22 protein-coding genes are annotated in these 22,364 nt (G+C 39.9%); 2 read left to right on the forward strand and 20 right to left on the reverse strand.

Annotated features, from left to right (window positions below):
• Window positions 1-279 precede the first annotated feature (279 nt).
• The 3 genes from LMH66_RS05315 to LMH66_RS05325 form a co-directional block, all read right to left on the reverse strand.
• A complete protein-coding gene (locus LMH66_RS05315) occupies window positions 280-1,041 on the reverse strand; it encodes a DNA-binding domain-containing protein (RefSeq protein WP_229368822.1) in 762 nt (253 codons plus the stop codon).
• Entirely contained in the window at window positions 1,041-1,880 is an 840-nt protein-coding gene (locus tag LMH66_RS05320; protein WP_229368823.1) for a DUF692 domain-containing protein, read from the reverse strand. Before LMH66_RS05320 ends, LMH66_RS05315 begins: the two co-directional genes overlap by 1 nt.
• Window positions 1,881-2,021: 141 nt before the next feature.
• Window positions 2,022-2,483 carry a hypothetical protein gene (locus LMH66_RS05325; RefSeq protein ID WP_229368824.1) on the reverse strand — a complete coding sequence of 154 codons (462 nt, stop codon included), beginning with the start codon at window positions 2,481-2,483 and terminating at the stop codon, window positions 2,022-2,024.
• Window positions 2,484-2,797: 314 nt separating this feature from the next.
• Here LMH66_RS05325 and LMH66_RS05330 point away from each other — a divergent pair, with 314 nt between their 5' ends.
• Window positions 2,798-3,745, forward strand: coding sequence for a tRNA-dihydrouridine synthase (locus LMH66_RS05330; RefSeq protein WP_102529634.1), 948 nt, complete (start codon window positions 2,798-2,800; stop codon window positions 3,743-3,745).
• Window positions 3,746-3,899: 154 nt separating this feature from the next.
• The gene (locus LMH66_RS05335) at window positions 3,900-4,268 is read left to right on the forward strand and encodes a TraR/DksA family transcriptional regulator (RefSeq protein WP_102529633.1); all 369 of its coding nucleotides are present in this window, start codon (window positions 3,900-3,902) and stop codon (window positions 4,266-4,268) included.
• 113 nt (window positions 4,269-4,381) lie between these two features.
• Here LMH66_RS05335 and LMH66_RS05340 read toward each other — a convergent pair whose 3' ends face one another.
• From LMH66_RS05340 to trmJ, 17 genes are all read right to left on the reverse strand, one after another.
• Window positions 4,382-7,030, reverse strand: a complete 2,649-nt coding sequence (locus tag LMH66_RS05340; protein ID WP_229368825.1) for a TonB-dependent receptor — start codon at window positions 7,028-7,030, stop codon at window positions 4,382-4,384.
• A 463-nt stretch (window positions 7,031-7,493) separates the two neighbouring features.
• Entirely contained in the window at window positions 7,494-10,124 is a 2,631-nt protein-coding gene (locus LMH66_RS05345; RefSeq protein ID WP_229368826.1) for a TonB-dependent receptor, read from the reverse strand.
• A gap of 728 nt (window positions 10,125-10,852) precedes the next feature.
• Window positions 10,853-11,284, reverse strand: a complete 432-nt coding sequence (ndk, locus tag LMH66_RS05350) for a nucleoside-diphosphate kinase (RefSeq protein ID WP_102526368.1) — start codon at window positions 11,282-11,284, stop codon at window positions 10,853-10,855.
• Between the two features lie 225 nt (window positions 11,285-11,509).
• Window positions 11,510-12,160, reverse strand: coding sequence for a TetR/AcrR family transcriptional regulator (locus LMH66_RS05355; protein ID WP_229368827.1), 651 nt, complete (start codon window positions 12,158-12,160; stop codon window positions 11,510-11,512).
• Between the two features lie 126 nt (window positions 12,161-12,286).
• Window positions 12,287-13,231, reverse strand: coding sequence for an amidohydrolase family protein (locus LMH66_RS05360; protein WP_229368828.1), 945 nt, complete (start codon window positions 13,229-13,231; stop codon window positions 12,287-12,289).
• Entirely contained in the window at window positions 13,149-13,682 is a 534-nt protein-coding gene (locus LMH66_RS05365) for an amidohydrolase family protein (protein WP_229368829.1), read from the reverse strand. Before LMH66_RS05365 ends, LMH66_RS05360 begins: the two co-directional genes overlap by 83 nt.
• 92 nt (window positions 13,683-13,774) lie before the next feature.
• The gene (locus LMH66_RS05370; protein ID WP_229368830.1) at window positions 13,775-14,257 is read right to left on the reverse strand and encodes a Rid family detoxifying hydrolase; all 483 of its coding nucleotides are present in this window, start codon (window positions 14,255-14,257) and stop codon (window positions 13,775-13,777) included.
• A gap of 15 nt (window positions 14,258-14,272) precedes the next feature.
• On the reverse strand, window positions 14,273-14,680 hold the full coding sequence (locus LMH66_RS05375) for a GFA family protein (RefSeq protein WP_229368831.1): 408 nt from the start codon (window positions 14,678-14,680) through the stop codon (window positions 14,273-14,275).
• Between the two features lie 345 nt (window positions 14,681-15,025).
• Window positions 15,026-15,364 (reverse strand): ISC system 2Fe-2S type ferredoxin, encoded by a 339-nt coding sequence (gene fdx / locus LMH66_RS05380; protein ID WP_102526364.1) that lies wholly within the window; start codon window positions 15,362-15,364, stop codon window positions 15,026-15,028.
• Between the two features lie 8 nt (window positions 15,365-15,372).
• Window positions 15,373-17,235, reverse strand: a complete 1,863-nt coding sequence (gene hscA, locus LMH66_RS05385) for a Fe-S protein assembly chaperone HscA (RefSeq protein WP_229368832.1) — start codon at window positions 17,233-17,235, stop codon at window positions 15,373-15,375.
• A gap of 74 nt (window positions 17,236-17,309) precedes the next feature.
• The gene (hscB, locus tag LMH66_RS05390) at window positions 17,310-17,834 is read right to left on the reverse strand and encodes a co-chaperone HscB (protein WP_229368833.1); all 525 of its coding nucleotides are present in this window, start codon (window positions 17,832-17,834) and stop codon (window positions 17,310-17,312) included.
• 48 nt (window positions 17,835-17,882) lie between these two features.
• Window positions 17,883-18,206 (reverse strand): iron-sulfur cluster assembly protein IscA, encoded by a 324-nt coding sequence (iscA, locus tag LMH66_RS05395; RefSeq protein ID WP_102526361.1) that lies wholly within the window; start codon window positions 18,204-18,206, stop codon window positions 17,883-17,885.
• A gap of 13 nt (window positions 18,207-18,219) precedes the next feature.
• On the reverse strand, window positions 18,220-18,603 hold the full coding sequence (gene iscU / locus LMH66_RS05400; RefSeq protein WP_102526360.1) for a Fe-S cluster assembly scaffold IscU: 384 nt from the start codon (window positions 18,601-18,603) through the stop codon (window positions 18,220-18,222).
• 39 nt (window positions 18,604-18,642) lie between these two features.
• Window positions 18,643-19,857 carry an IscS subfamily cysteine desulfurase gene (locus LMH66_RS05405; RefSeq protein WP_102526359.1) on the reverse strand — a complete coding sequence of 405 codons (1,215 nt, stop codon included), beginning with the start codon at window positions 19,855-19,857 and terminating at the stop codon, window positions 18,643-18,645.
• Window positions 19,858-19,936: 79 nt separating this feature from the next.
• Entirely contained in the window at window positions 19,937-20,398 is a 462-nt protein-coding gene (iscR, locus tag LMH66_RS05410; protein WP_055024669.1) for a Fe-S cluster assembly transcriptional regulator IscR, read from the reverse strand.
• Between the two features lie 312 nt (window positions 20,399-20,710).
• A complete protein-coding gene (cysE, locus tag LMH66_RS05415; protein ID WP_102526358.1) occupies window positions 20,711-21,532 on the reverse strand; it encodes a serine O-acetyltransferase in 822 nt (273 codons plus the stop codon).
• A 56-nt stretch (window positions 21,533-21,588) separates the two neighbouring features.
• Window positions 21,589-22,332, reverse strand: a complete 744-nt coding sequence (gene trmJ / locus LMH66_RS05420) for a tRNA (cytosine(32)/uridine(32)-2'-O)-methyltransferase TrmJ (protein ID WP_229368834.1) — start codon at window positions 22,330-22,332, stop codon at window positions 21,589-21,591.
• Window positions 22,333-22,364 lie beyond the last annotated feature (32 nt).

Raw genomic sequence — 22,364 nt, forward strand, 5'->3', positions numbered from 1 at the left:
TACTATCAAAAATAGTCCGGTATAATAACTGAGATTGGCAGTTAAATTAAGCCTGCAAGTCTCAAAGCTGAAATAGAAGCTGGTAATGTTGGTAATAGCAAAACAAGGATAAAACCAATAAAATACAAAATGTTAAATGGGTCTTTAAACGGCTGACTCATGTTATTAGATTCCTAAGAGTATTGTTAACCACCTTCTGGCAGCGTGAACTGGATCACAAAATTCGCGCTATTGTAAGTAAAAAGGTCGTCAATAAAAACCACAAAATAACTGTGCCATTTATTCTGCTTTATCTAGATTATTTATCGTGCAAATAATGCCCTTCTCTGCCAATTGCTGCAGCATCTGCAAGCAACCATTTGATAAGGCTTCACTGCTCATTTGCGGGTAGGAAGTTTGTAACCAACCAATAATATCACTCAAGTAGCAATTATCGGTTTGACTGATAAAACCGAGGACTTGGGCCGTAAGCGGGTTTAATTGTAAAAACACCACTTCATCATCAACATCTCGATATACGCAAAAACTGTATGCTTGTTCACTGGGCTCTGTTGGTTGGTAATCAACACTAATATGCTGCACTTCATAGTGATACTGAGTCACAGTAGCCTTAGAAGATAAGCTTAGGGGCAACTCCGTTATCATTTCAGCTGATAGAGGCTGTTCGTTTTCATTATCAAATACGGTGGCAATGTATAACTCTAACCATTCATAATGCGCCAACTCCACCATAAAAGGTGGATCGTAATCTACCGTTTGATAACTGGTTTGTAGGAACGCAATAAACTCTTGAGATATTTCGATGAATATCGGTGTTTTACAATCAAAACTAACAAAAAATGCCTGTATAAGCTTACGCCATGCGTCATCAGTATAAAGTGACTTTAAAACTGGAAACGCACCAGAGACAAAGCCATCAACATTATTGAAAAAAAGTTCTCTGTATACTGTCATCCGCTCTAACGTCATCCCATCTGGTAATGGGTTACTAGGGTCGCGAATGTAATCCATAAAGGATTGTTGAGTGTCAATAAAGTTCATTATGCACTCCTGATCTTTGTTGCAGTTAACGCTTGCTGCTGATATTGATGGATTTGATTAATCTCAAGCAATAACTCTGGTGTTTTAGGGATGTTAAAGTCTCGCTCTAATAATGTCGGAAATACCCCATGCAACTGGTAACTTTGTTGTAAAAGGGCCCATACAGGGTCGATAACATCTGCGCCGTGAGTATCCACCATCAATTCAGGGGTTTCTTCATAATGACCTGCAATGTGCATGTATTCGATACGATCAGTTGGCATTGACGCTAAAAATTGTGCGGCGTCATATTGGTGATTAATGGAGTTCACATAGATGTTATTGACATCGAGTAGTAATTTACAGTCAGCCTCAGTAAGCACCGCATTAACAAACTCTTGTTCATTCATCTGCGCACCAGGCGCTGCGTAAAAAGAAACATTTTCAAGAATAAAAGGCCGTTCTAAAATATCTTCAACTTGCTTAATTCTTTTGGCTACGTAACTGACCGCTTCTTCTGTAAACGGGATTGGCATCAAATCATACATATGGCCCGTACCAGAACAGTAGCTAAGATGTTCTGAGTAAATATTGATTTGATGTAAGTCGAGAAAGGCTTTGATGTTTTTAACGAAATCAGTATCAAGCTTTTCAGGGCTACCAATTGATAAAGAAAGTCCATGACAAAAAAACTCGTGCTGTTCAGTTAACTGCCTAAACTGTTTGCCAAATTTGCCACCTAGAGTCATCCAATTTTCAGGTGCGACTTCAAAGAAGTTGATTTCATCAGGTACTTGCTGACAAAACTCATCAAGCATCTCTCGGCGTAAACCCAGTCCCACTGTTGCTTGCTTTGCCATTACAACACTCCATTTATGACTTTTTATCAATTAAAAAGGCCTGCATAACAGGCCTTATCATGACGTACTTTACGCTGACAATAAACACTCAATGGGGTAAAAAAATGTTTATCCGCTAAAGTAAATAAATAAGCAAACTAATTACTTAGCACCGCCACATTTACCTTCACCACACTTACCTTCTTTAGCTTTACCTTCAGCAGCTTTTTTCATATCGCCGCCGCATTTACCTTCACCACATTTGCCTTCTTTGGCTTTTTTCATGTCGCCGCCGCACTTACCTTCACCACATTTACCTTCTTTGGCTTTTTTCATGTCACCACCGCACTTACCTTCACCGCATTTACCTTCTGCAGCTTTTTTCATATCGCCGCCACACTTACCTTCACCACATTTACCTTCTGTGGCTTTTTTCATGTCGCCGCCACATTTGCCTTCACCGCACTTACCTTCTTTAGATTTGCTTTCGCCACCATCAAGTTGGTAACCGGCATTCATTTGCTCAAAACCAAATGGGTTCGCTTCAACAGAAGTTGATACACCTGCAGTTAATACCACTGCGCCTAAAGCCATTGCTACTGTAGTTTGTTTTACTGAGTTCATAATAATCTTCCTTATATTCAAACTTTATAATGGTGACCAACAACTAACAGTGCTGGCTTACACTTTAATAGACCTACAACCGTCTACTTTTATTTCACAAAAATTGATCTAAATCATAATTATTTTCAAAAATTCTTGCTAGAAAGCCAAGACTATTTGTAATCATAGTGTAAATTTATGATGTATCAACCTGATATTTAAGATTAATATTACTTTTTCAACTTATTTGTATTTTTTCACTGTATTGAAATGAATTTGTATAAAAAGTTAAAGTCGCTAGAATGGCGCTCCTTTAATTGACAACAGGTTGAACCGTGCGCGTAGTATTAGCTCCGATGGAAGGCGTCATTGATGATTTGATGCGAGAAATATTGTCTGAAATTAATCCATATGACTTAGTGGTCACTGAGTTTGTGCGAGTAATCAGCCAATTGCTTCCTGAAAAAGTGTATTACAAACTTTGCCCTGAACTCCATAACGGCGGGTTTACCGCATCAGGTACCCCTGTTCGTATCCAATTATTGGGGCAACATCCAAGTGTAATGGCTGAAAATGCCCAACGAGCCGTAGAGTTAGGCTCACAAGGTGTTGATGCTAACTTTGGTTGCCCTGCAAAAATGGTCAACCGCAGTAATGGCGGCGCGGTATTACTGCAATACCCAGATACCATCCACGATATAGTAAAAGCCATGCGAGATGCTGTACCTGCTGAGCAACCTGTTACCGCAAAAATTCGTCTAGGCTTTGAAGATAAGTCTTTGTTTATGGAAAATGCGTTAGCTGTATATGAAGCTGGCGCCACAGAGTTAGCTATTCATGCACGCAGTAAAGTCGACGGTTACAAACCACCTGCTTATTGGGAATACATAACCGAAGTACGTGAGCGCTTACCGATTCCAGTGATTGCTAATGGTGAGATTTGGAATGCTGATGATGCCAAGCGCTGTATGGAAGTGACAGGCTGTGACAACATCATGCTTGGTCGCGGGGCTATGTCGCTACCAAACTTAGCGGCAACCATTAAAGATGGCGTAGCACCTTATACCTGGTCACAAACCTTAAGTTTACTGCTGAGCTATACCCAAAAACAGCTTATTGGCAAAAAATCTGATTATTATCCAGCACGGGTGAAGCAATGGTTCACCTATCTTAATAAGCAATACCCAGAAGCAGACACATTGTTTAGAGAGTTAAGAGTGATGAAAACAACAGATGATATTGTGGCGATTTTAGAAAAAGCATACGAGCAAAATAATAAATAATGGAATTAGTTATTTGGTTACCTGCACTTTATATGAATAAAGCTTAATATTAGATGACATAAATGAAGCCTTGATTTGATCTCCATCATAACAATACTGCTGTATAGCGTTAGACTACATACCCAGTAAAATGATTAAGTAATTAGGCCCTTTTGTGAGTACTCAAGAGATACAACAAACATTAATGCAAAAAGAAGCACAGCTTAAATACGAGCTCGTGCATCACCTGAATCAGCAGGTTAATGTAAATAGTGCAGCTCAAATTCATTTTAATATGAGTTTGACAGAGCTGATTGAGTTAATGAGTAGCCAAAATTTAACAGACAGCCCTCTTTTCAGCCAACTGACTCGCCTAGATGCTGCTCTTTGCCAACTAGAATTAGGTCTGTATGGTTTGTGCTCTGATTGCGAATCTGAAATAGAACCAGATAGATTAGCAATCGATCCTACTGAGCAGCGCTGCGCTCATTGTGATGCAAAACACCGTCAAGAACACCGCCAAGAACTTCGTTTAAGTCACTAACCTTTTTTATTTCAACTCTTCTTTATTCTCTCATTTACGTTCTTTGTTGAATTAAAACCAATAAAAAAACCTCCGACTCGCGGAGGTTTTTTAGCTTTAAACTTTAGAAAAGTTTAGAAACGTTGGCTTAAGCGAATGTAATAAGTACGACCTAATACATCATATAAACCTACGTTTACATCGCGGTAATCTGCGTAGTCATAATATGTTGGTGCTTCTTCATCAAGTATGTTGTTAACACCTACTGTGATAGAACCATTCATTGAGTGATTGTAAGCAAACTGCACATTATGTTTGAAGTAAGTACCATAGTCTGTGTAGTTGTCATACTCTTCTAGTTCACGCCAGTATTCAGCTGATTGGCTACCAATATATACTGTAGTCCATGCTGCACTGAAGTCATCGTAACTCCAACCTACTGCAAAGTTACCACGTAAATCTGGATAATCAGTAGAGCCTGAATAATCAATCATTGCAGATTCTGCATTATCCTGTTTCTTGAAATCAAGTACTTTTGATAGGTCAAGTTTGAAGTTCCAGTCACCAACACTACTTTCTAAGTTATACGCTGTGACAAAATCAATACCTGAAGTCTCAACGGTTGCAATGTTACGCACACCTGATTCAATGTACTCAATTTTTCCGTCAGCACCACGAGTAACGAAGTCAGATGTACCTTCACGTAACTCATCACGTAAGATGTCATCTACACCCACTGATTCAATCTTATTGTCATAAGTAATTGAATAGTAAGAAACCTCTACATTCCAATCATCATTAACATTCCAAACACCACCGACAGTAAACGAATTACCCTCTTCAGCTTCTAGATTTGGATTGCCACCGAACCAAGTTTTATGTTGTTGGTTAGGATCACAATATGTATCGTCATCATTACCTGCAGTATTACACCATAAGTTATCAAGTGACGACTCAAAGCTTAATGCTTGTGAAGAGAACATCTCACCCATGTTTGGTGCACGGAACGAGTCGCCATAACTTGCACGTAGTAATAATGAATCAACTGGACGCCAGCTTAAACCAAGCTTAGGCACTACAGCATCAAAGGTTGAAGAATTGACAATATCACCCGTTGCACCAGTAAGCTTACCTTCTTGCTCGTAACGTTCATAACGAACAGCAGCTGAAACTTCAAAGTTCGCAGGTAAGCCCATTTGGAATTCTAAGTATCCAGCTGTACGATCACGAGTTGCGTTAACATCGTCACCACCAGAACCACCAGAAATAATTCCTGCAGCAGACTCAGGATCTGAAGTTTGTTTAAAATCAATCATTTCATACTCAGCACCCGCAACCATTGCTAAGCTAAAATCACCTTCATCAATAAGTAAAGTAGAGACTAAACCATCAATTTGGGTACTTTCAAATTTACCTTGATAAACCCCTGTATGCGCAGCAGCGCCATACAGTTCAGACATTTGGCCATTCCACTCTTCATAGCTCATGCCTGAAGTGTTGAAAATATCATAATTCCCAGTATCTATTTCACGCTGAATGATACTGTCATTAATCAAGTTATAGCCAAATGAGTTAGTTGTAGAAGATGAGCTTTGTACATTAAACTCCCAATCTAAGCCGTTACCTACATCAGCGAAACCAACAAAACCGGCTAAGATATCGAAATTATTCGTTTCAGTTAAAGTGTCACGTTCACCGATTTGAACTGAGCGCATGTAAACAGTAACGTCTTCTCCACCCGTTGAAGCATAAGGGTTATAAGGGTTATCTGCTGACATTACTGGATAGTTAGTTGATACTGGCGTACCCGCATAACGAGTTTCTGTTTCAGCTAAAGAAGCGGTTGCACGTCCACGGAATTGAATATCATCTGTAATATCGTAACTGAAATTAGTTAAGAATGAGTTACGGGTCGAATCACCAAATAATTTTGTCACTTCTCCATAACTGTATAAACAGCGTCCATCAGAGTTTAATACTGTATTATCTACTTGATCACAAAACTCTGAATTGTCTACCCAGCCAGAATCTGAAATACCATTAGGAACTGAACTGAAAGTACTGTAAGCGCCATAAGATGAATCGTCTAACTTCCAAACATCACGATCCATAACAGCTTTAGTATCATAATACTCATAGGTAAAAGTGATATTCCCTTTATCAGTATTGTAACCAGTCGCTATTGATAAACGCTCTGCATCACCGCCTTCTACATCAGGCATCTCATAGCTGTAATCAAGTTGTACGCCATCAAATTCTTTCTTGGTAATAATGTTAATTACACCAGCTACAGCATCTGAACCATAAACAGCAGATGCGCCATCACGTAAAATTTCAATTCTTTCTACGATAGACATAGGGATTGAAGATGTATCTGCTACTGCGCCAGAACTTGAACTGGTTCCAGGCATACGACGACCATCCAGCAGTACTAATGTTGCAGAAGCACCAAGACCACGTAAATTAACACTACTAGTTGAACTTGCGCCTGAGCCATAACCCGACACACCACGCCATGAGCCAAAGCTGTTAATAGCTGAGTTATTTAAAACATCTGCTACTGTTTTTTCACCGGTCATTGCGATTGCTGCTGCATCGATTACTGTGACAGGCGAAACGGTTTCCATATCGACTTGCTTAATACGTGAACCTGTTACTTCAATTCTTTCCACTTTCTCTGGTGCATCTTCAGCAATTGCAACACCTGAGAAAGCAACAGATGCTGCTGTCGCAGCTAGAATACTGCGACGAATCGCCTTAGCAGTTAACGTTAATGAACTCATGTAAATCTCCCTGGATGTTAGTTTTACTAACACATTGACTTTTTATTGTTTTATTTAGTTAAACCGAGGTTATAGCCTCAGCTCGATACTGTTAAAACAACGTAAATCATTCAATGAGGGATACATTAATTTAACGAATTGGGTACAAATTGATACACGAAATAGTGAGCTAAATCACCATAGGTCAGCAAATAACCTTGAAAAACATGTGGTTGATTTTCACCAAGACATTACACCTTAAAAGCTGAGGCGGAAGATACAAAAAGAAACACCCGCTACACGAAAGTAAAACCAACTCAACATACTGATACAACTGTAAATAATAAGAATAAAATCGACAGATACACCTTACATATGTTTAGGGAAAGTTAACTGGTTATTTTGTTTTAAAAACAAAAAATCCCAGCCGATATCTCGACTGGGATTTTATTAACAAGATTTCTTAAAAATTAAGACTTCTTGATTAGAACTTCACGCTAGCACGAACGAAGAAGTAACGACCTAATACATCATAAGTGTACGGATCGGTATTCGAATCGTTGTTACCTGTGTAGTATGGAGGCTCTTCATCTAATACGTTATTCACACCACCAGACAATCTAACTGTTTCGGTAATGTCATAGTTAGCTGAGATATCGTGGTAAACGATTGAGTCAACTGAAGGCGCGTAACAATCACTTGGATCATCTTTACAAGCGAATGAATCCATACCGTCAATGTAACGAGCTTCATATGTTGCTGACCAATCATCACCAGCTGCTGTTAGGTTAAAGTTAGTTTTTAACTCAGCATATGCGCCCACACCACCAGTGATGTAACCTTTATAATCAACAGCATTACCATCTTGGTCAAATTCTTCATATGTATCTAAGATAGAAGTATCAAGACCCGCTTTCCAATCTAGACCTAAACCTTCGAATGTGTAAGCTAAGTTAATATCGAAACCAGATGTATTTGTTTCACCAATGTTTTGTAAACCATTATCAAAACTTATACGGCCAGTGTTATCAATTTCAATGTTAGATGCCTGACATAAAGCAGTACCTTCATTGATCTTATTACCATTAGCATCTAAACACTGGTTAGCAATGTAGTTTGAATCTACTGAAGTAATTGTATTTGTAATGCCAATATCATAGTAATCAACAGTTAACGATAAACCATCAACAAAGCTTGGAGAATAAACTAAACCAAGAGTAGTAATATCCGCTTCTTCAGGTGTTAACAGTGGGTTACCACCAACTGTTACTTCCGCTTGAGTTTGATCTGTTGCAGGGTGAACAATTTGATCGAATGACGGAGACTTACCACCAAATAATTCAGATACTGTTGGTGCACGGAATGCAGTTGATTGACCACCACGAAGCATTAAGTCATCAAATACACGCCAAGTTAAACCAAGTTTCCAAGTCGTATCATCACCGAATGTGCTGTAATCGAAGTAACGAATAGCAGCGCTCAGATCAACTTGTTGAAGTAATGGAATATCGCTTATTAGCGGAATTGCAAGCTCAACGTAGGCTTCATTAACATCAAATGAACCTGAAGTTGCTTCAACACGTGGGTCATTTGCAAGACCTTGAGCCGTTAATGAATCAGGAGTGTAGTATGCAGATTCTTTACGGAATTCATAACCCGCAGCAAAACCCATAGTACCAGCTGGTAAATCAACGATATCACCAGAAAGAGAAAGCGAAGCAATATCTAACTCGCTACCACCAGCATTCACTTCTGTATATACGAATGGAGCAATACTATCGCCCATCCAAGATGACTGAAGGAAAGGATCAAATTCTTCAGCTTGCACAGCATCATTGATAGAGCCGATGTTGTGTAGGTTTGCTAATGTGTCTACTGAATCATTCTTACCTTTATTGTAAGAAGCATCCCATGTCCAACCATTGTCGAACTCGCCTTCAACACCAACAACTAAACGGATCGTGTCAACAACTTGAGAAAAGTCACGAGAACCACTCTCAACCATACGACGACCATAATCTACAAGTTCGCCATCTTCTACCCATGGAAGAAGATCATCAGTCATCCAACCGCCTGCAGAAATTGGCTGGTATTCCCAAGACTCACTATTCCAGATTGGTTGTGGTGCCATTTGTTGGTCAGACCAACGCTTAGAGTACATAGCTTCAGAGAAGAACATGATTGAATCAGATAGCTCGTAAGTACCAGCCATACTTAAATTCAAACGCTCCATCGGAGTAGATAGAAAACTTGAAGCTGAATAGTTATAACGGTCAGCATCAGTGAACTCATGGTACTCACCACCACGACCACTTAAATCAGCACCATTTGCTCCCCAAATATGGCCGCCTTCTGAGTATGAAGAACCGGCACAATATAGGCCGTCAGCACCTTCAGCAATTGGACATTCAGAAAAGTCACGATCTGCTTGGCTCGCGTCACCACGTTTAGTGTACTGAGCGTTGATGACAACGTTACCTTTATCAAAGGTATTACCCATAGTGAAATCGACACTTGATTCGTCTGCATCACCTTGACCAGATACACCAGTTTGAACGTTTAATTCAAAACCATCAAAATCACGCTTTAAAATAACGTTCACAACACCCGCAATTGCATCGGTGCCGTATACAGCAGAAGCACCGTCTTTTAGTACTTCAACACGTTGAATCATAGAAACTGGAATGGTGTTTAAATCCACAGAAGACGCTGCACCAGTACCAGAAGCGATCATACGACGACCGTTAACAAGTACTAGAGTACGGTTTGAACCTAAACCACGAAGGTTTACACGGGCGTTACCACCTGAGCCGTTATTCACAGCTGCATTGGTCATGGCACCACCAGAAGATGTCATCTTCTGTAATACATCATCAATTGATGTTGCGCCTGAAGCAATAATAGCTGAAGCGTCAATAACGCTAACTGGGCTAGCAGTTTCCATATCGGTACGTTTAATACGTGAACCAGTAACTGCAATTCTTTCTACTTTCTCAGCTTGCGCTTCTTCAGCAATAACACTGCCTGAAAAAACTGAACCTGTTGCGACGGTTGTTGCTGCTATTGTCAAAAAGCCACGGCGGATTGCCTTAGCTGTCAAAGATAATGAACTCATTATTAAACTCCCTTCGTCATAATCAAACATAAAGTCACGACGTTATATTTTTTATTTTTAGGTTAATTATTTAATCAACCGAGAGCATTATTGTTAAATAAAATGACAATAGTCAACATTTATTACAAATTAATAACTAAGCGAGCATCCATAGATACACAAATAAATTAACACCTGTTATTAAATTGTTAAGTTACTGTTTTAGATGTAATTAATAAAAAACAAACCATAGAAGTTAAATAAAATTTACAGAATTGTTAAGTGCCAGTTACACCGAACATTAACTACGAATAGAAAATGATCAAACACATTAACGAGTAGCGTAACAAATAACCACCAAGAAACATTAAAGATACATAAAATAACAAAAAATTAACTTAAGTAACAAAATAAATATTGAAAATTTTTATTTCCCGTTTATAAATTTGGTTATTCCAATAAGAAGTGACGCAATTGTTAACGCAATAAAGAACGAAAAGCGAATATAAAGAAGAGCAATGACTCTAACTGTCATTGAGCTGTGGTTAACAATTGAATAGTAAGAAACTAAAGTCGCATAGCTATGCAACTTTGCGCTGAAGCATCATCTAAGAGTTCGAAACTAGAAGTGTAAAGAATACGTACTGGTTAATTTGAGTTAGATAATTAGCTAGAAATGTTCACAAAGCTAATAAAGCAGACACAAAAAAGGAGCCATATGGCTCCTTTTAATCTAATTCAATTAAGAATTAACGAGTACGTGCACATAACTCTTCAGCACTGAAGAAGTAAGCAACTTCACGTTCAGCAGATGCTACAGAATCAGAACCGTGAGCAGCGTTCTCATCGATGCTTTCTGCGAAATCTGCACGGATAGTTCCTTCAGCAGCTTCAGCTGGGTTAGTAGCACCTAATATTTCACGGTGAGCTAGAACAGCGTTTTCGCCTTCAAGCGTTTGAACCATGATAGGACCAGAAGTCATGAATGCAACTAAAGCACCAAAGAAAGGACGTTCGCTGTGCTCAGCGTAGAAGCCTTCAGCTTGTTCTTTGCTTAGGTGAACCATTTTAGAAGCGATGATTTTCAGGCCAGCAGTTTCAAAACGGTTGTAGATAGCGCCAATGTGGTTTTTTGCAACAGCATCAGGCTTAATGATAGAAAAAGTACGTTCGATAGCCATGAAAAGCTTCCTTCTTAATATAGGGTTTTTAAATTCGCGCGGATTATACGAAATTTACGCCTAGATGCATAGGGCTAATGGTGTCACATAATCAAAATGTCATCATGTGACTTAGCTTCTAGTCAAATTGTGATTCAACTCAAGTGATTCAACTCAAGCAAATCAACTATACAAAAGTAGCTGCAGCACCGCTTTATCGAAAACGAGCAAACAGCAGATTAATCTTTAACCTGGATTAACAATTGGCTGCAAGTAGTTAAGTAACATCTTAGGTAATTGCTGCACGAATTGCATCTGTGTCATTGAGCAAGCGATTGCTGGTGTCAGGTTTGGATACAGAATTTTATCAAGCAGGCCATTGATCATCATATATATCGCCATATCTGCAGCTTGCTGCTTTATTGATGTAATATTAGCAGCCTCGTTGCTATCAACAAATTGTAATAGCAAATGAGACAAGCGGCTATACGCTTCATTTCTGTCTAAAGTAGGATTTGCAAACATGGTGTCAGGATGTAACCGCGCATTTAGGTGAATGGTCCTAAATACACTTTTTCTATCGTCAAGGAATGTATAAGTGGACTCGCATAGTGATATCACTCGATCCTCAAGCGTGTCGCACTCAATTGCTTCCATTTCCTCAATCCACTGCCCAAGCTCTTTACCAAATGCATCATATAGAAGTGGTAGTAATGCTTCTTTGTTCTCAAATCGACGATAAAACGTCCCTACCGACACCCCCGCGCCTTCAGCTAATTCTTTAATACTGATATGTTCAAAGTACTTAACCTTTAATGCATCTTGTAAAGACTGCAGAAATTTATCATGAGTCACTTGGCTACGTTTTTGTTTTGGGCGTAAATCTATGGCTGACATGCATTTTTCCAGTTCGAAATCAGGGAGGAAACCAAGGTAACAATTCCTGTGTATTGTCACCTTAAGCATCATACAATTTCTACTGGCTAAACTCTAATTCAACAGGTCATTTACTGCGCTGTTAAGTTAATGTAACCCTACTATCGCTTTATTATCAGCAACGATTTTTTTAGTGTCATAGCCAATGCCATTTTTAAATACCACTGGCATGTCTTGAATTCGACTAATATCAACACTCAAATCACCATTTATTAATACTAGATCAGCATTCTTACCGACCTCAACTGAGCCAATAGTTTGCTGCTTATTAAGATAGTTTGCTGCATTCAAGGTGGCGATTTTAATCACTTCTTCTACACTAAAGCCTGCTTCATAAAGTAGCTCAATCATACGTTGATTTGAAAATCCAGCGACGACCCCGCCATAACCGGTAGGATCCGTTCCGGCCATCAACAAGCCGCCAGCTGCAAAAAACTTCTTTTCTAATTGCATCATTTTATTAAACACGACAGGCCAAGTAGCGTCTTCTTGCTGAGAAATAGTGAGCCAACGATTTTGATACTGCTCTCTAACTTGTGGAATGAGCGCTTCTAATGCTAATGGGTAGGCTTGTGGTCGCCCTTTTGTGAACGTTTCATAAATAGTTAGCGTAGAAGTAATGGCGACTTTCTTTTCGACTAAATAGGCAATGAGATCATTGACCTCAGGTGAATCAATATCTAAATCAACTAATGACTGATGTGCCCCTTCTGGGCACATATCTTTCTGTTTGTCTTTAACAAAATCAGTAGCGGCAAAGAAACCATGTTCAAGGTTATCGATTCCCATCTCAGCGGCTTCTCGGTAAGTAATAGAGCAAAGATGTGCTGTCACTTTATGATCCCGCAAATGCGCTTGCTCTATGACTGTTTCAAGCTCTTTTGTACGAATATTAATATAGGCTTTATATGACGTTACCCCTTCAGAAACCCAGTAATCTATCATTGCCTTAGCATTTTCTGCATCCCGAAGCGCTTTGAGTTTTAGAATTGGCAGCCCTGGACCATTTAAATACGGCGCAGTAACATCCATAGCAGGCCCAATAGTGTCTAATGGCATCTCTTACATTTAAATCCCCGTAAGGTGAAGTGGTGCCAGCAGTCCTTACCGTGGTTGCACCGCCTGCGAGATAAAGTTTGGGAAAGCTATGGAGCATTTCGGTGTAATGGGCTTTTCCGGTGGGATAAAACATATGCTCATGCATCATGATCAGGCCTGGAATTAAGGTTTTCCCCTTACCATCGATGATAGTGACGTCCTCTGCAATCGTTGTCGAAGCAGAAGCCATTATCGTTTTAATTTTCCCTGCCTCAATAACAACAGTTTGCGCTTCCTTAATTTTACTGCCAGTTCCATCGATGATATTGACATTGGTAATTGCAATTTTAGGTTGTTCATATGATATATAACCACTCGCCACAGCACTTAAAGAAATACTGTAAAGCAGCATACCTAGTGTGCAAAACAATTTAGATTGATTCATCCTTAACCTTATTCAAATTTATTTTGAACAAGATGATATAGTGCAAACAGACTTATGTAAATCCAGATTCACATTAAGGGTAATTTTTAATATTATTTTGCAGCAATACATTCAATTTCAATACTGGCACCAAGAGCGAGACCTTTGACAGCCATAGTACTTCTTGCGGGATAAGGGGAACTAAAATGCTGCTTATACACCTGATTAAATGCTGAGAAATCTTCAATATCCGTAAGCATCACAGTGCACTTAACCACATCTTTCATTTCATAACCCATTCGACCTAAAGACCCTTTAATGCCTGATAATGTCGATTGAGTTTCCGCAACGATGCCACCTTTAACTAAGGTCTTAGTCTCAGGGTTAAATCCTATTTGCCCAGATAAATAGACAGTCCCGCCGACTTTCACCCCTTCAGAAAATGGCAAGGTCATGTCACCTTGCTGGGTATTTAAAAAACTAACTTCACCCTCTGAATAGCTACCAAGATTTACTGGCAGCACTTTCTGTTCAGAACTCTGCACAGCATTAACATAAAAACTCGCTAAAATAGATAAACTGACCATCAATTTCATTGTCATCCCTTAATATTATGGTGTTGTTGAAAATGTGCTTATGCCATGTAAAGTATTCAACCAAGGTTGTGCTGAACGATGCCAGATTTGCATAACAGGCGTTAATTCATTTCTTTGATCCACAACGCCTAAACGAATTCCATACACTCTCGACTTATCACCAACGGAAGTGGCGTACATTGCTGAGCCACATTGCTGACAAAAACCTTGGGCTCGTTGATTGCCACTTTCGGCAACTTTGATGTATTCCTTTGGCGTGCCTTTGATAAAATTCATACCGTCAACTTCTGACATCACTACCGTCCTAAAAGCACTAGCCGATAGTAACTGGCAATCAGTGCAATGACAGATGACAACTTTTTCTGGTAAAATCTTGGCAGTAAAAACTAACTCACCACAATGGCAATGTCCGGTGATGTTCATATAGTCCTCTAGAAGAAATGATGCTTATTTAATTTGCGAACTTAGATTCACAAATAAGATAGTTAGATTGATCCAACATTGCAACTTAATATCGTGTCAATGGGTAAATCAGTAAATTGCTTGGAGATAAATAGAATAACCAACTTAAAAATAACGACCGAAGGGGTTATGAATGAAGGGGTTATGAATGAAGGCGGTTATGAATGAAGTCGGTTATGAATAATGACGTAAAGAATAGTAAAAAATTTCCAAAAAAAAGCAACGACTATGAAAACACATACACCGTTGCTCAATGAAACTGTCCTATTGAATAACGATAGGACATTGCCAATATCTGAAACGAGCTTAGTGCCCTTCAGACACCATGTTGACAGTGTACTTAGGGATATCAATCACTAAATCACAATCAACCACTTTAGCCTGACAAGAAAGACGGCTTTCAGGCTCTAAGCCCCATGCTTTATCTAGCATGTCATCTTCTAACTCATCACTTTCTTCAAGTTGGTCGAAGCCTTCACGCACAATACAGTGACAAGTAGTACATGCGTTCGACTTTTCACATGCATGCTCAATGTGGATGCCATTTTTTAGCGCGACGTCTAAAATGGTTTCACCGACTTCGGCTTCAACAACTGCGCCATCTGGACACAGCTCTTCATGTGGTAAAAAAACTAACTGTGGCATTTCATCACCTATATATTTTCAACAGACTGACCTTTCAGTGCTGCTCGAATTGAATTATCCATACGACGATTAGCAAACTCTTGAGTTTGTGCATCTAATGCTTCAATCGCTTTTTCAATGGCGTCAGTATCATCACCTTGAGCAGTCAATTGTAACTGTTCAATTGCAGCGTTGATATCAGCAAGTTCTTGTGGGTTTAATAAATCAGCATCTTTAACAAGTGCTGCACTTAAGGTTTCAACAACTCTTGAAGCCTCTACTTGCTGCTCAGCTAACATGCGACGAGTAATATCATCTTTCGCATGCTTCATTGAGTCTTTTAGCATTGTAGCAATTTCAGTATCAGATAAACCGAATGACGGTTTAACCTGAATCGTTGTTTTCACTTCAGTGGACTTTTCCATTGCTGTCACACTCAGTAACCCATCCGCATCGACCTGGAATGTGACTCGAATGTGCGCAGCGCCAGCCGCTAATGCAGGAATACCATTTAAGGTAAAGCGAGCTAATGAACGACAATCATCAACTAACTCACGTTCGCCCTGCACTACATGAAATGCCATTGCCGTTTGGCCATCTTTAAATGTAGTGAACTCTTGTGCTCTGGCTACAGGAATTGTGGTATTGCGCGTTACTACTTTTTCAATTAAGCCACCCATGGTTTCAATACCAAGGGACAGTGGAATAACATCCAATAATAATAAATCTGACTCAGGCTTATTACCTACCAAAATATCAGCTTGGATTGCCGCGCCAATGGCAACGACACGATCAGGGTCAATTGACGTTAATGGAGTCCTTTTAAAGAAGGTTTCTACTTGCTCACGCACTAATGGTACACGAGTCGAACCACCGACCATGACTGTCTCAATGATGTCATCTGCAGTCACATCGGCATCACGTAATGTACGGCGACAACTTGCAATCGTCTTTTTAACAAGCGATGCAATTAACGATTCAAATTCAGCTTTCGATACTTTCGCATTAACTGTATCGCCATTTTCTAGCGTAACAGATGCAATACAAGTATCTGCATTGGTTAACTGCTCTTTGACACGACGAGACTCAATTAAAAGCTGACGAGACAAAGAAGCTGAAAGCTCTGTCAGTCCAAAAGCTCGCTGTAAGTGCGCTTGCAACAGGTGGTCAAAATCATCACCGCCTAGCGCAGAGTCGCCACCTGTGGCTAATACTTCAAATACACCACGATTCAGACGTAAAATTGAAATATCAAATGTACCGCCGCCCAAATCATAGATAGCAATCACGCCCTCTTGTTTGGTATCTAAGCCATAAGCAATCGCTGCTGCAGTAGGCTCATTTAATAAGCGTAATACTTTTACACCCAAAAGCTCTGCTGCATCTTTAGTACCTTGACGCTGAGCGTCATCAAAATAAGCCGGTACGGTAATGACAACCCCTTCTAAATCTCCGCCTAATGTTTTTTCAGCGCGACTAATAAGAGGTTTAAGTATTTCAGCGGAAACTTGCACAGGGTTAACAGCGCCCTGAGCAGTATTAAAAATAGGTAGACCATTATCACTAGCAGTCAGCGAATATGGGAGTAGTTGCTCGCCAGATTGAATATCAGCAAGACTGCGTCCCATAAAGCGTTTAACAGAAACGATGGTGTTTTGCGGATCTTTTACAGATAGTGCTTGAGCTGCTAAACCTGTTTCGATGCTGTCGACACTGTAATGTACAACTGAAGGTAAAGAATGTTGATTACTGTCATCAGGTAAAGTCAGTGCTTCACCACTTCTGACAGCCGCAACTAATGAATTTGTTGTACCTAGATCGATACCCACAGCAAGGCGGTGCTGATGAGGCGCGGCGCTTTGACCGGGCTCAGCGATTTGAAAGAGGGCCATAGTATTCCAATTATTTATTAGTCTGGACTCAATTAGAGACAATTTAAAGGCGCTGTTATATTAACAGCGCGGAATTAATCTAAAAATGAATCTTCGACTCTTGCGAGTTCATCCTGCAATTTTGCCATAAATTTTAGCTTTCTTATTTGATCCGCTGCAGATAAATTATTTTCATCTGATTCGGTTGCTAATAATGTGGCAAGTAATTGCGAAAGTGTCTTTTCAAAGCCAGCAAATGACTGATATAAATCATCGATTAATTCATCAGCTTGTTGACTATCTTTAATATCTTCTAGGGATTCACGCCATTCCATTTGCTGCATCAAAAAAGCAGTATCTTTGACTGTCGTCGTTTCATGGCTTATATCAATGCCACGTAAACTTAACATGTGCTCTGCACGTCTTAATGGATTTTTTAGCGTTTGATAACCGTCATTTACCTGCGCAGTGCGTTGCACAGACAACAACTTTTGTTGTTCTGACTCGTTAGCAAATTTATCGGGATGAACCGCCCTTTGCAGCTCGCGGTAGCGCTCTGCAAGGTTGGCGATGTCGATATCAAAGGAAGGTGTTATTTGAAATAATTCAAAGTAATTCATTGGCAGATATCATGCTCTTAGTTGGTAAATTAGAGTGAAGCTTCACAATTAAACAGTAAAGCTTTCACCACAACCACATTCACCTTTGGCATTAGGATTGTTAAATTGAAAACCTTCATTGAGGCCTTCTTTAACAAAATCTAATTCTATGCCTTGAAGATAGATAAAGCTTTTAGCATCAATGATGATATTAACGCCTTCAATCTCGAAAACGTCATCATCATCATTTGCTTCATCAACAAACTCAAGCACGTAAGCCATACCAGAACAGCCAGATGTTCTTAACCCTAGGCGTAAACCCAAGCCTTTTCCTCGATTAACTAGGAAAGATTTCACTCGTTCAGCCGCAGCTGGGGTCATTGTTATTGCCATCTTAACTCCGGTATTACTTGTCTTGCTTTGATTTGTACTCATCTAATGCTGCTTTAATAGCGTCTTCGGCTAAAATAGAGCAATGGATTTTAACTGGTGGTAATGCAAGCTCTTCAGCAATGTCAGCATTCTTAATCGTTGCTGCTTCATCAACACTTTTACCTTTAACCCACTCTGTTACCAGTGAGCTAGAAGCGATTGCGCTGCCACAACCATAAGTTTTGAATTTAGCATCTTCAATGATACCGTCTTCGCCAATTTTTAGTTGAAGCTTCATCACGTCACCACATGCTGGTGCGCCAACCATACCTGTTACCACTGAAGGGTCATTCTTATCAAATGAACCTACGTTACGTGGATTTTCATAATGTTCGATTACTTTTTCGCTGTAAGCCATAACAATTCTGCTCCGTTTATCGCTATCGATAATAATGTATTAGTGATGTGCCCACTGAACTTGGTCCAGATCGATACCATCTTTGAACATCTCCCAAAGTGGAGACATTTCACGTAACTTACCGATAGAATCATCAATTACTTTAATTGCATGCTCGATATCTTCATCAGTGGTAAAACGACCAATTGAGAAGCGAATTGAGCTGTGTGCCATTTCATCATTTAAGCCTAATGCACGAAGTACATAGCTAGGCTCTAAACTTGCAGAAGTACAAGCTGAACCTGATGATACTGCTAAATCTTTAAGGGCCATCATTAATGACTCACCTTCAACAAAATTGAAGCTCACATTAAAGATACCGCAGTAGCGTTGTTCCATATCGCCATTGATATAGGTTTCTTCGATATGCTTAATGCCAGCCCATAATTTGTCACGTAGACGAAGTATGCGAGCATTATCTTCAATCATATCTTGCTTAGCGATAGCAGCTGCTTCGCCTAGGCCAACAATTTGATGAGTTGCTAATGTACCACTACGCATACCACGTTCATGGCCACCACCGTGCATTTGCGACTCTAAACGAATACGTGGTTTACGACGCACGTATAATGCACCAATCCCTTTTGGTCCATACATTTTATGGCCAGAGATAGAAATCAGATCAACTTTAGTGGTTTTCACGTCAATCGGTAATTTACCTGCACTTTGTGCAGCATCCATATGGAAGAAAATACCTTTTGAGCGACATAACTCACCAATTGCATTAATGTCTTGAATAACACCAATTTCATTGTTCACATGCATGATGCTCACTAAAATTGTGTCATCGCGCATTGCACCTTCAATCACTGATAATGGAATAAGTCCATTGTCACTTGGTTCAAGGTAAGTCACTTCAAAGCCTTCACGCTCTAATTGGCGACAAGCATCAAGTGTGGCTTTATGTTCTGTCTTGCTCGTGATGACATGCTTGCCTTTCTTGTTATAGAAATGCGCAATACCTTTAATAGCAAGGTTGCTTGATTCAGTCGCACCCGATGTGAATACGATTTCGCGGTGATCCGCGTTGATTAAATCAGCCACTTGATTACGAGCAATATCAACTGCTTCTTCGGCTTGCCAACCATAACGGTGAGAACGAGATGCAGGGTTACCAAACACACCGTCCATTGTCATAAATTGGACCATTTTGTCGGCAACACGTTTGTCGACTGGGGTTGTTGCGGCATAATCTAAATAGATAGGAAGCTTCATCATACACTCCGTACTGAGCAGCCATCTTTGTGACCACTTACAACGTACATATAATTGTTATCGATACAACTACATAAAATTACAATGTAACTCTATGCTCATTCTGCATTTCGTCTTGCTTTAACGAGATAAATTGAACATCTCTTTTATCCATTAATCCAGCAAGCGTAATGCCATCTAAAAATTCTGAAATTTGTTTACTTAAATCTCCCCATAATGAATGGGTGAGACAACGGGAGCCACTTTGGCAATTCCCTTTTCCCTGACAACGAGTCGCATCAACTGACTCGTCTACAGCATGCACGACCATGCCAACAGAGATGTCATTCGCTTCTTGTCCAAGACGATATCCGCCTCCAGGACCACGAACACTAGATACAAGACCATGTTTACGAAGCTTAGCGAAGAGTTGCTCAAGATAGGAAAGCGATATTCCCTGTCTTTCAGAGATATCCGCTAAGGGAACTGGCCCGGTGGCTGAGTGAATAGCAACGTCCAGCATAGCTGTCACTGCGTAGCGACCTTTTGATGTCAGTTTCATAACGTTATTTGCTCCCATATACTATAGGGCAATTTCACCATACCCGAGTAAATTAGTCAAGTATTTAACCTAGTAAATTACTCAAGTATTATCTCTCGTTCGCTGCTAACAATTTAGGTCTACAATTTTGCACAGGTATTTAACCTTTTTATACTACAAGATTCAATGCTAGTACGGCATTAATTGAGCGAATATGTGATAAAACTGCAGTAAGTCAAAAAAAACAGGTTAATGAGAAAAGCTCACGACTCAAAAATAAAAAAGTCGATACCTTTAAGTGGGTATCGACTGGATATTTTTCAAGTCTAATGATTAAATTATCGGATCAAACTTATCAATTTCTTGAATTCGCTTTTCTGCAGCTTCTTGCTCAGCTTCATTAAAGTCACCCACATTCAACTCTGGTAACTTTTCAGTGCAAACTTCACCGCCCATAGTTTGTACAGCTTGGCAAATCTCTTGCACTTTAGAATCCATCAAATGCATATGATCAAGCATTTGACCAATCGCACTGGCAACTGGATCTGGATTATCAGGAGATACTGCATAAGCATCAAACCCATATTTCTTCGCCATCGCACTGCGACGTTCAGTTTGTTCTTTCGATTGCGCCGAAGGTTTAGCAACTACCCTTGCAGGAATACCCACAACAGTCGTTTCTTTGGCGACATCTTTAACCACAACAGAATTTGAACCGACTCTAGCACCATCATGCATGGTGATTGGACCAAGAATTTGAGCGCCTGCGCCAATAACCACATTATTTTCTAATGTTGGGTGACGCTTACCTGCTTGCCATGTTGTGCCACCTAAGGTCACACCGTGATAAAGAGTACAATCATCACCAATTTCAGCAGTTTCACCAATAACAATGCCCATGCCATGGTCGATAAAAAATCGGCGACCTATTGTAGCCCCTGGGTGGATCTCAACCCCAGTGAACCAACGAGAAAAAGTAGACAAACATCGCGCTAGCAGATGCCATTTAGCATTCCAAAGCTTATTACTGATGCGATGAATCCAAATCGCATGCATGCCTGGATAATTGACTAAAATCTCAAAGCTACTATTCGCCGCAGGATCTCGGTGATAAATAGATTCAATATCTTCCTTTATTCGCGCTATCACGCCCATGTCACAGTCCTTCTTTCTACCACTATAAAATTATGACTTTTTAACTAAAAAATAAGTTATGACTCTTTATCGTTGCTGCTTTCTTCTTTCGGCATTTTTTTATCTATTGAGGTCAAAATACCACGAAGAATATTCATTTCAGCCGTTTCAACACGAGCACGGCTAAATAAGCGTTTAAGCTTGGTCATGATCTGACCTGGGTGATTTTTAATAATGAAATTTGTCTTAGTTAGTGTCGACTCAAGATGCACATAAAAGCGTTGTAAGTCTTCTGAGAGTGGGTATTCTTCTTCAAAAGTCGCCTTTTCATCTAACGCTAAATGCGCCATACGAGTTTCATAACAAATGATCTGCACCGCTTGCGCTAAATTAAGCGAGCTATATTCAGGGTTTGCAGGAATAGACACGTGATATGTACACTCTTGCAGCTCTTCATTACTTAAACCGTGGTTTTCACGACCAAATACAATAGCTACAGGCCCTTTAATACTTTCCAGAGCCAGCTTTTCGCCCGCTTCTTTCGGGACTAACATAGGCCAATCTAGTGTTCTGCTACGTGCACTCGTTGCAATCACTAAGCTACAGCCAGCAATCGCTTCTGAAAGTGAGTCAACAATCGTCACGTCTCTAATCAAATCGGCTGCACCTGCAGCGAGTGCAATAGACTGTCCATCAGGCTGCACTCTAGGTTCAGCAAGGTATAAGTTTGATAAGCCCATGGTTTTCATGGCTCTAGCGGTAGAACCGATATTTCCGGGATGCGATGTCCCAACTAAAACAACACGTATATTACTCAGCATGAAACTACTTTAATCGTCTAAAAATCTATTTG

Origin of the sequence: Shewanella sp. 10N.7 (assembly GCF_020806285.1) — a bacterium.
Classification (GTDB): Bacteria; Pseudomonadota; Gammaproteobacteria; order Enterobacterales; family Shewanellaceae; genus Shewanella; species Shewanella electrodiphila.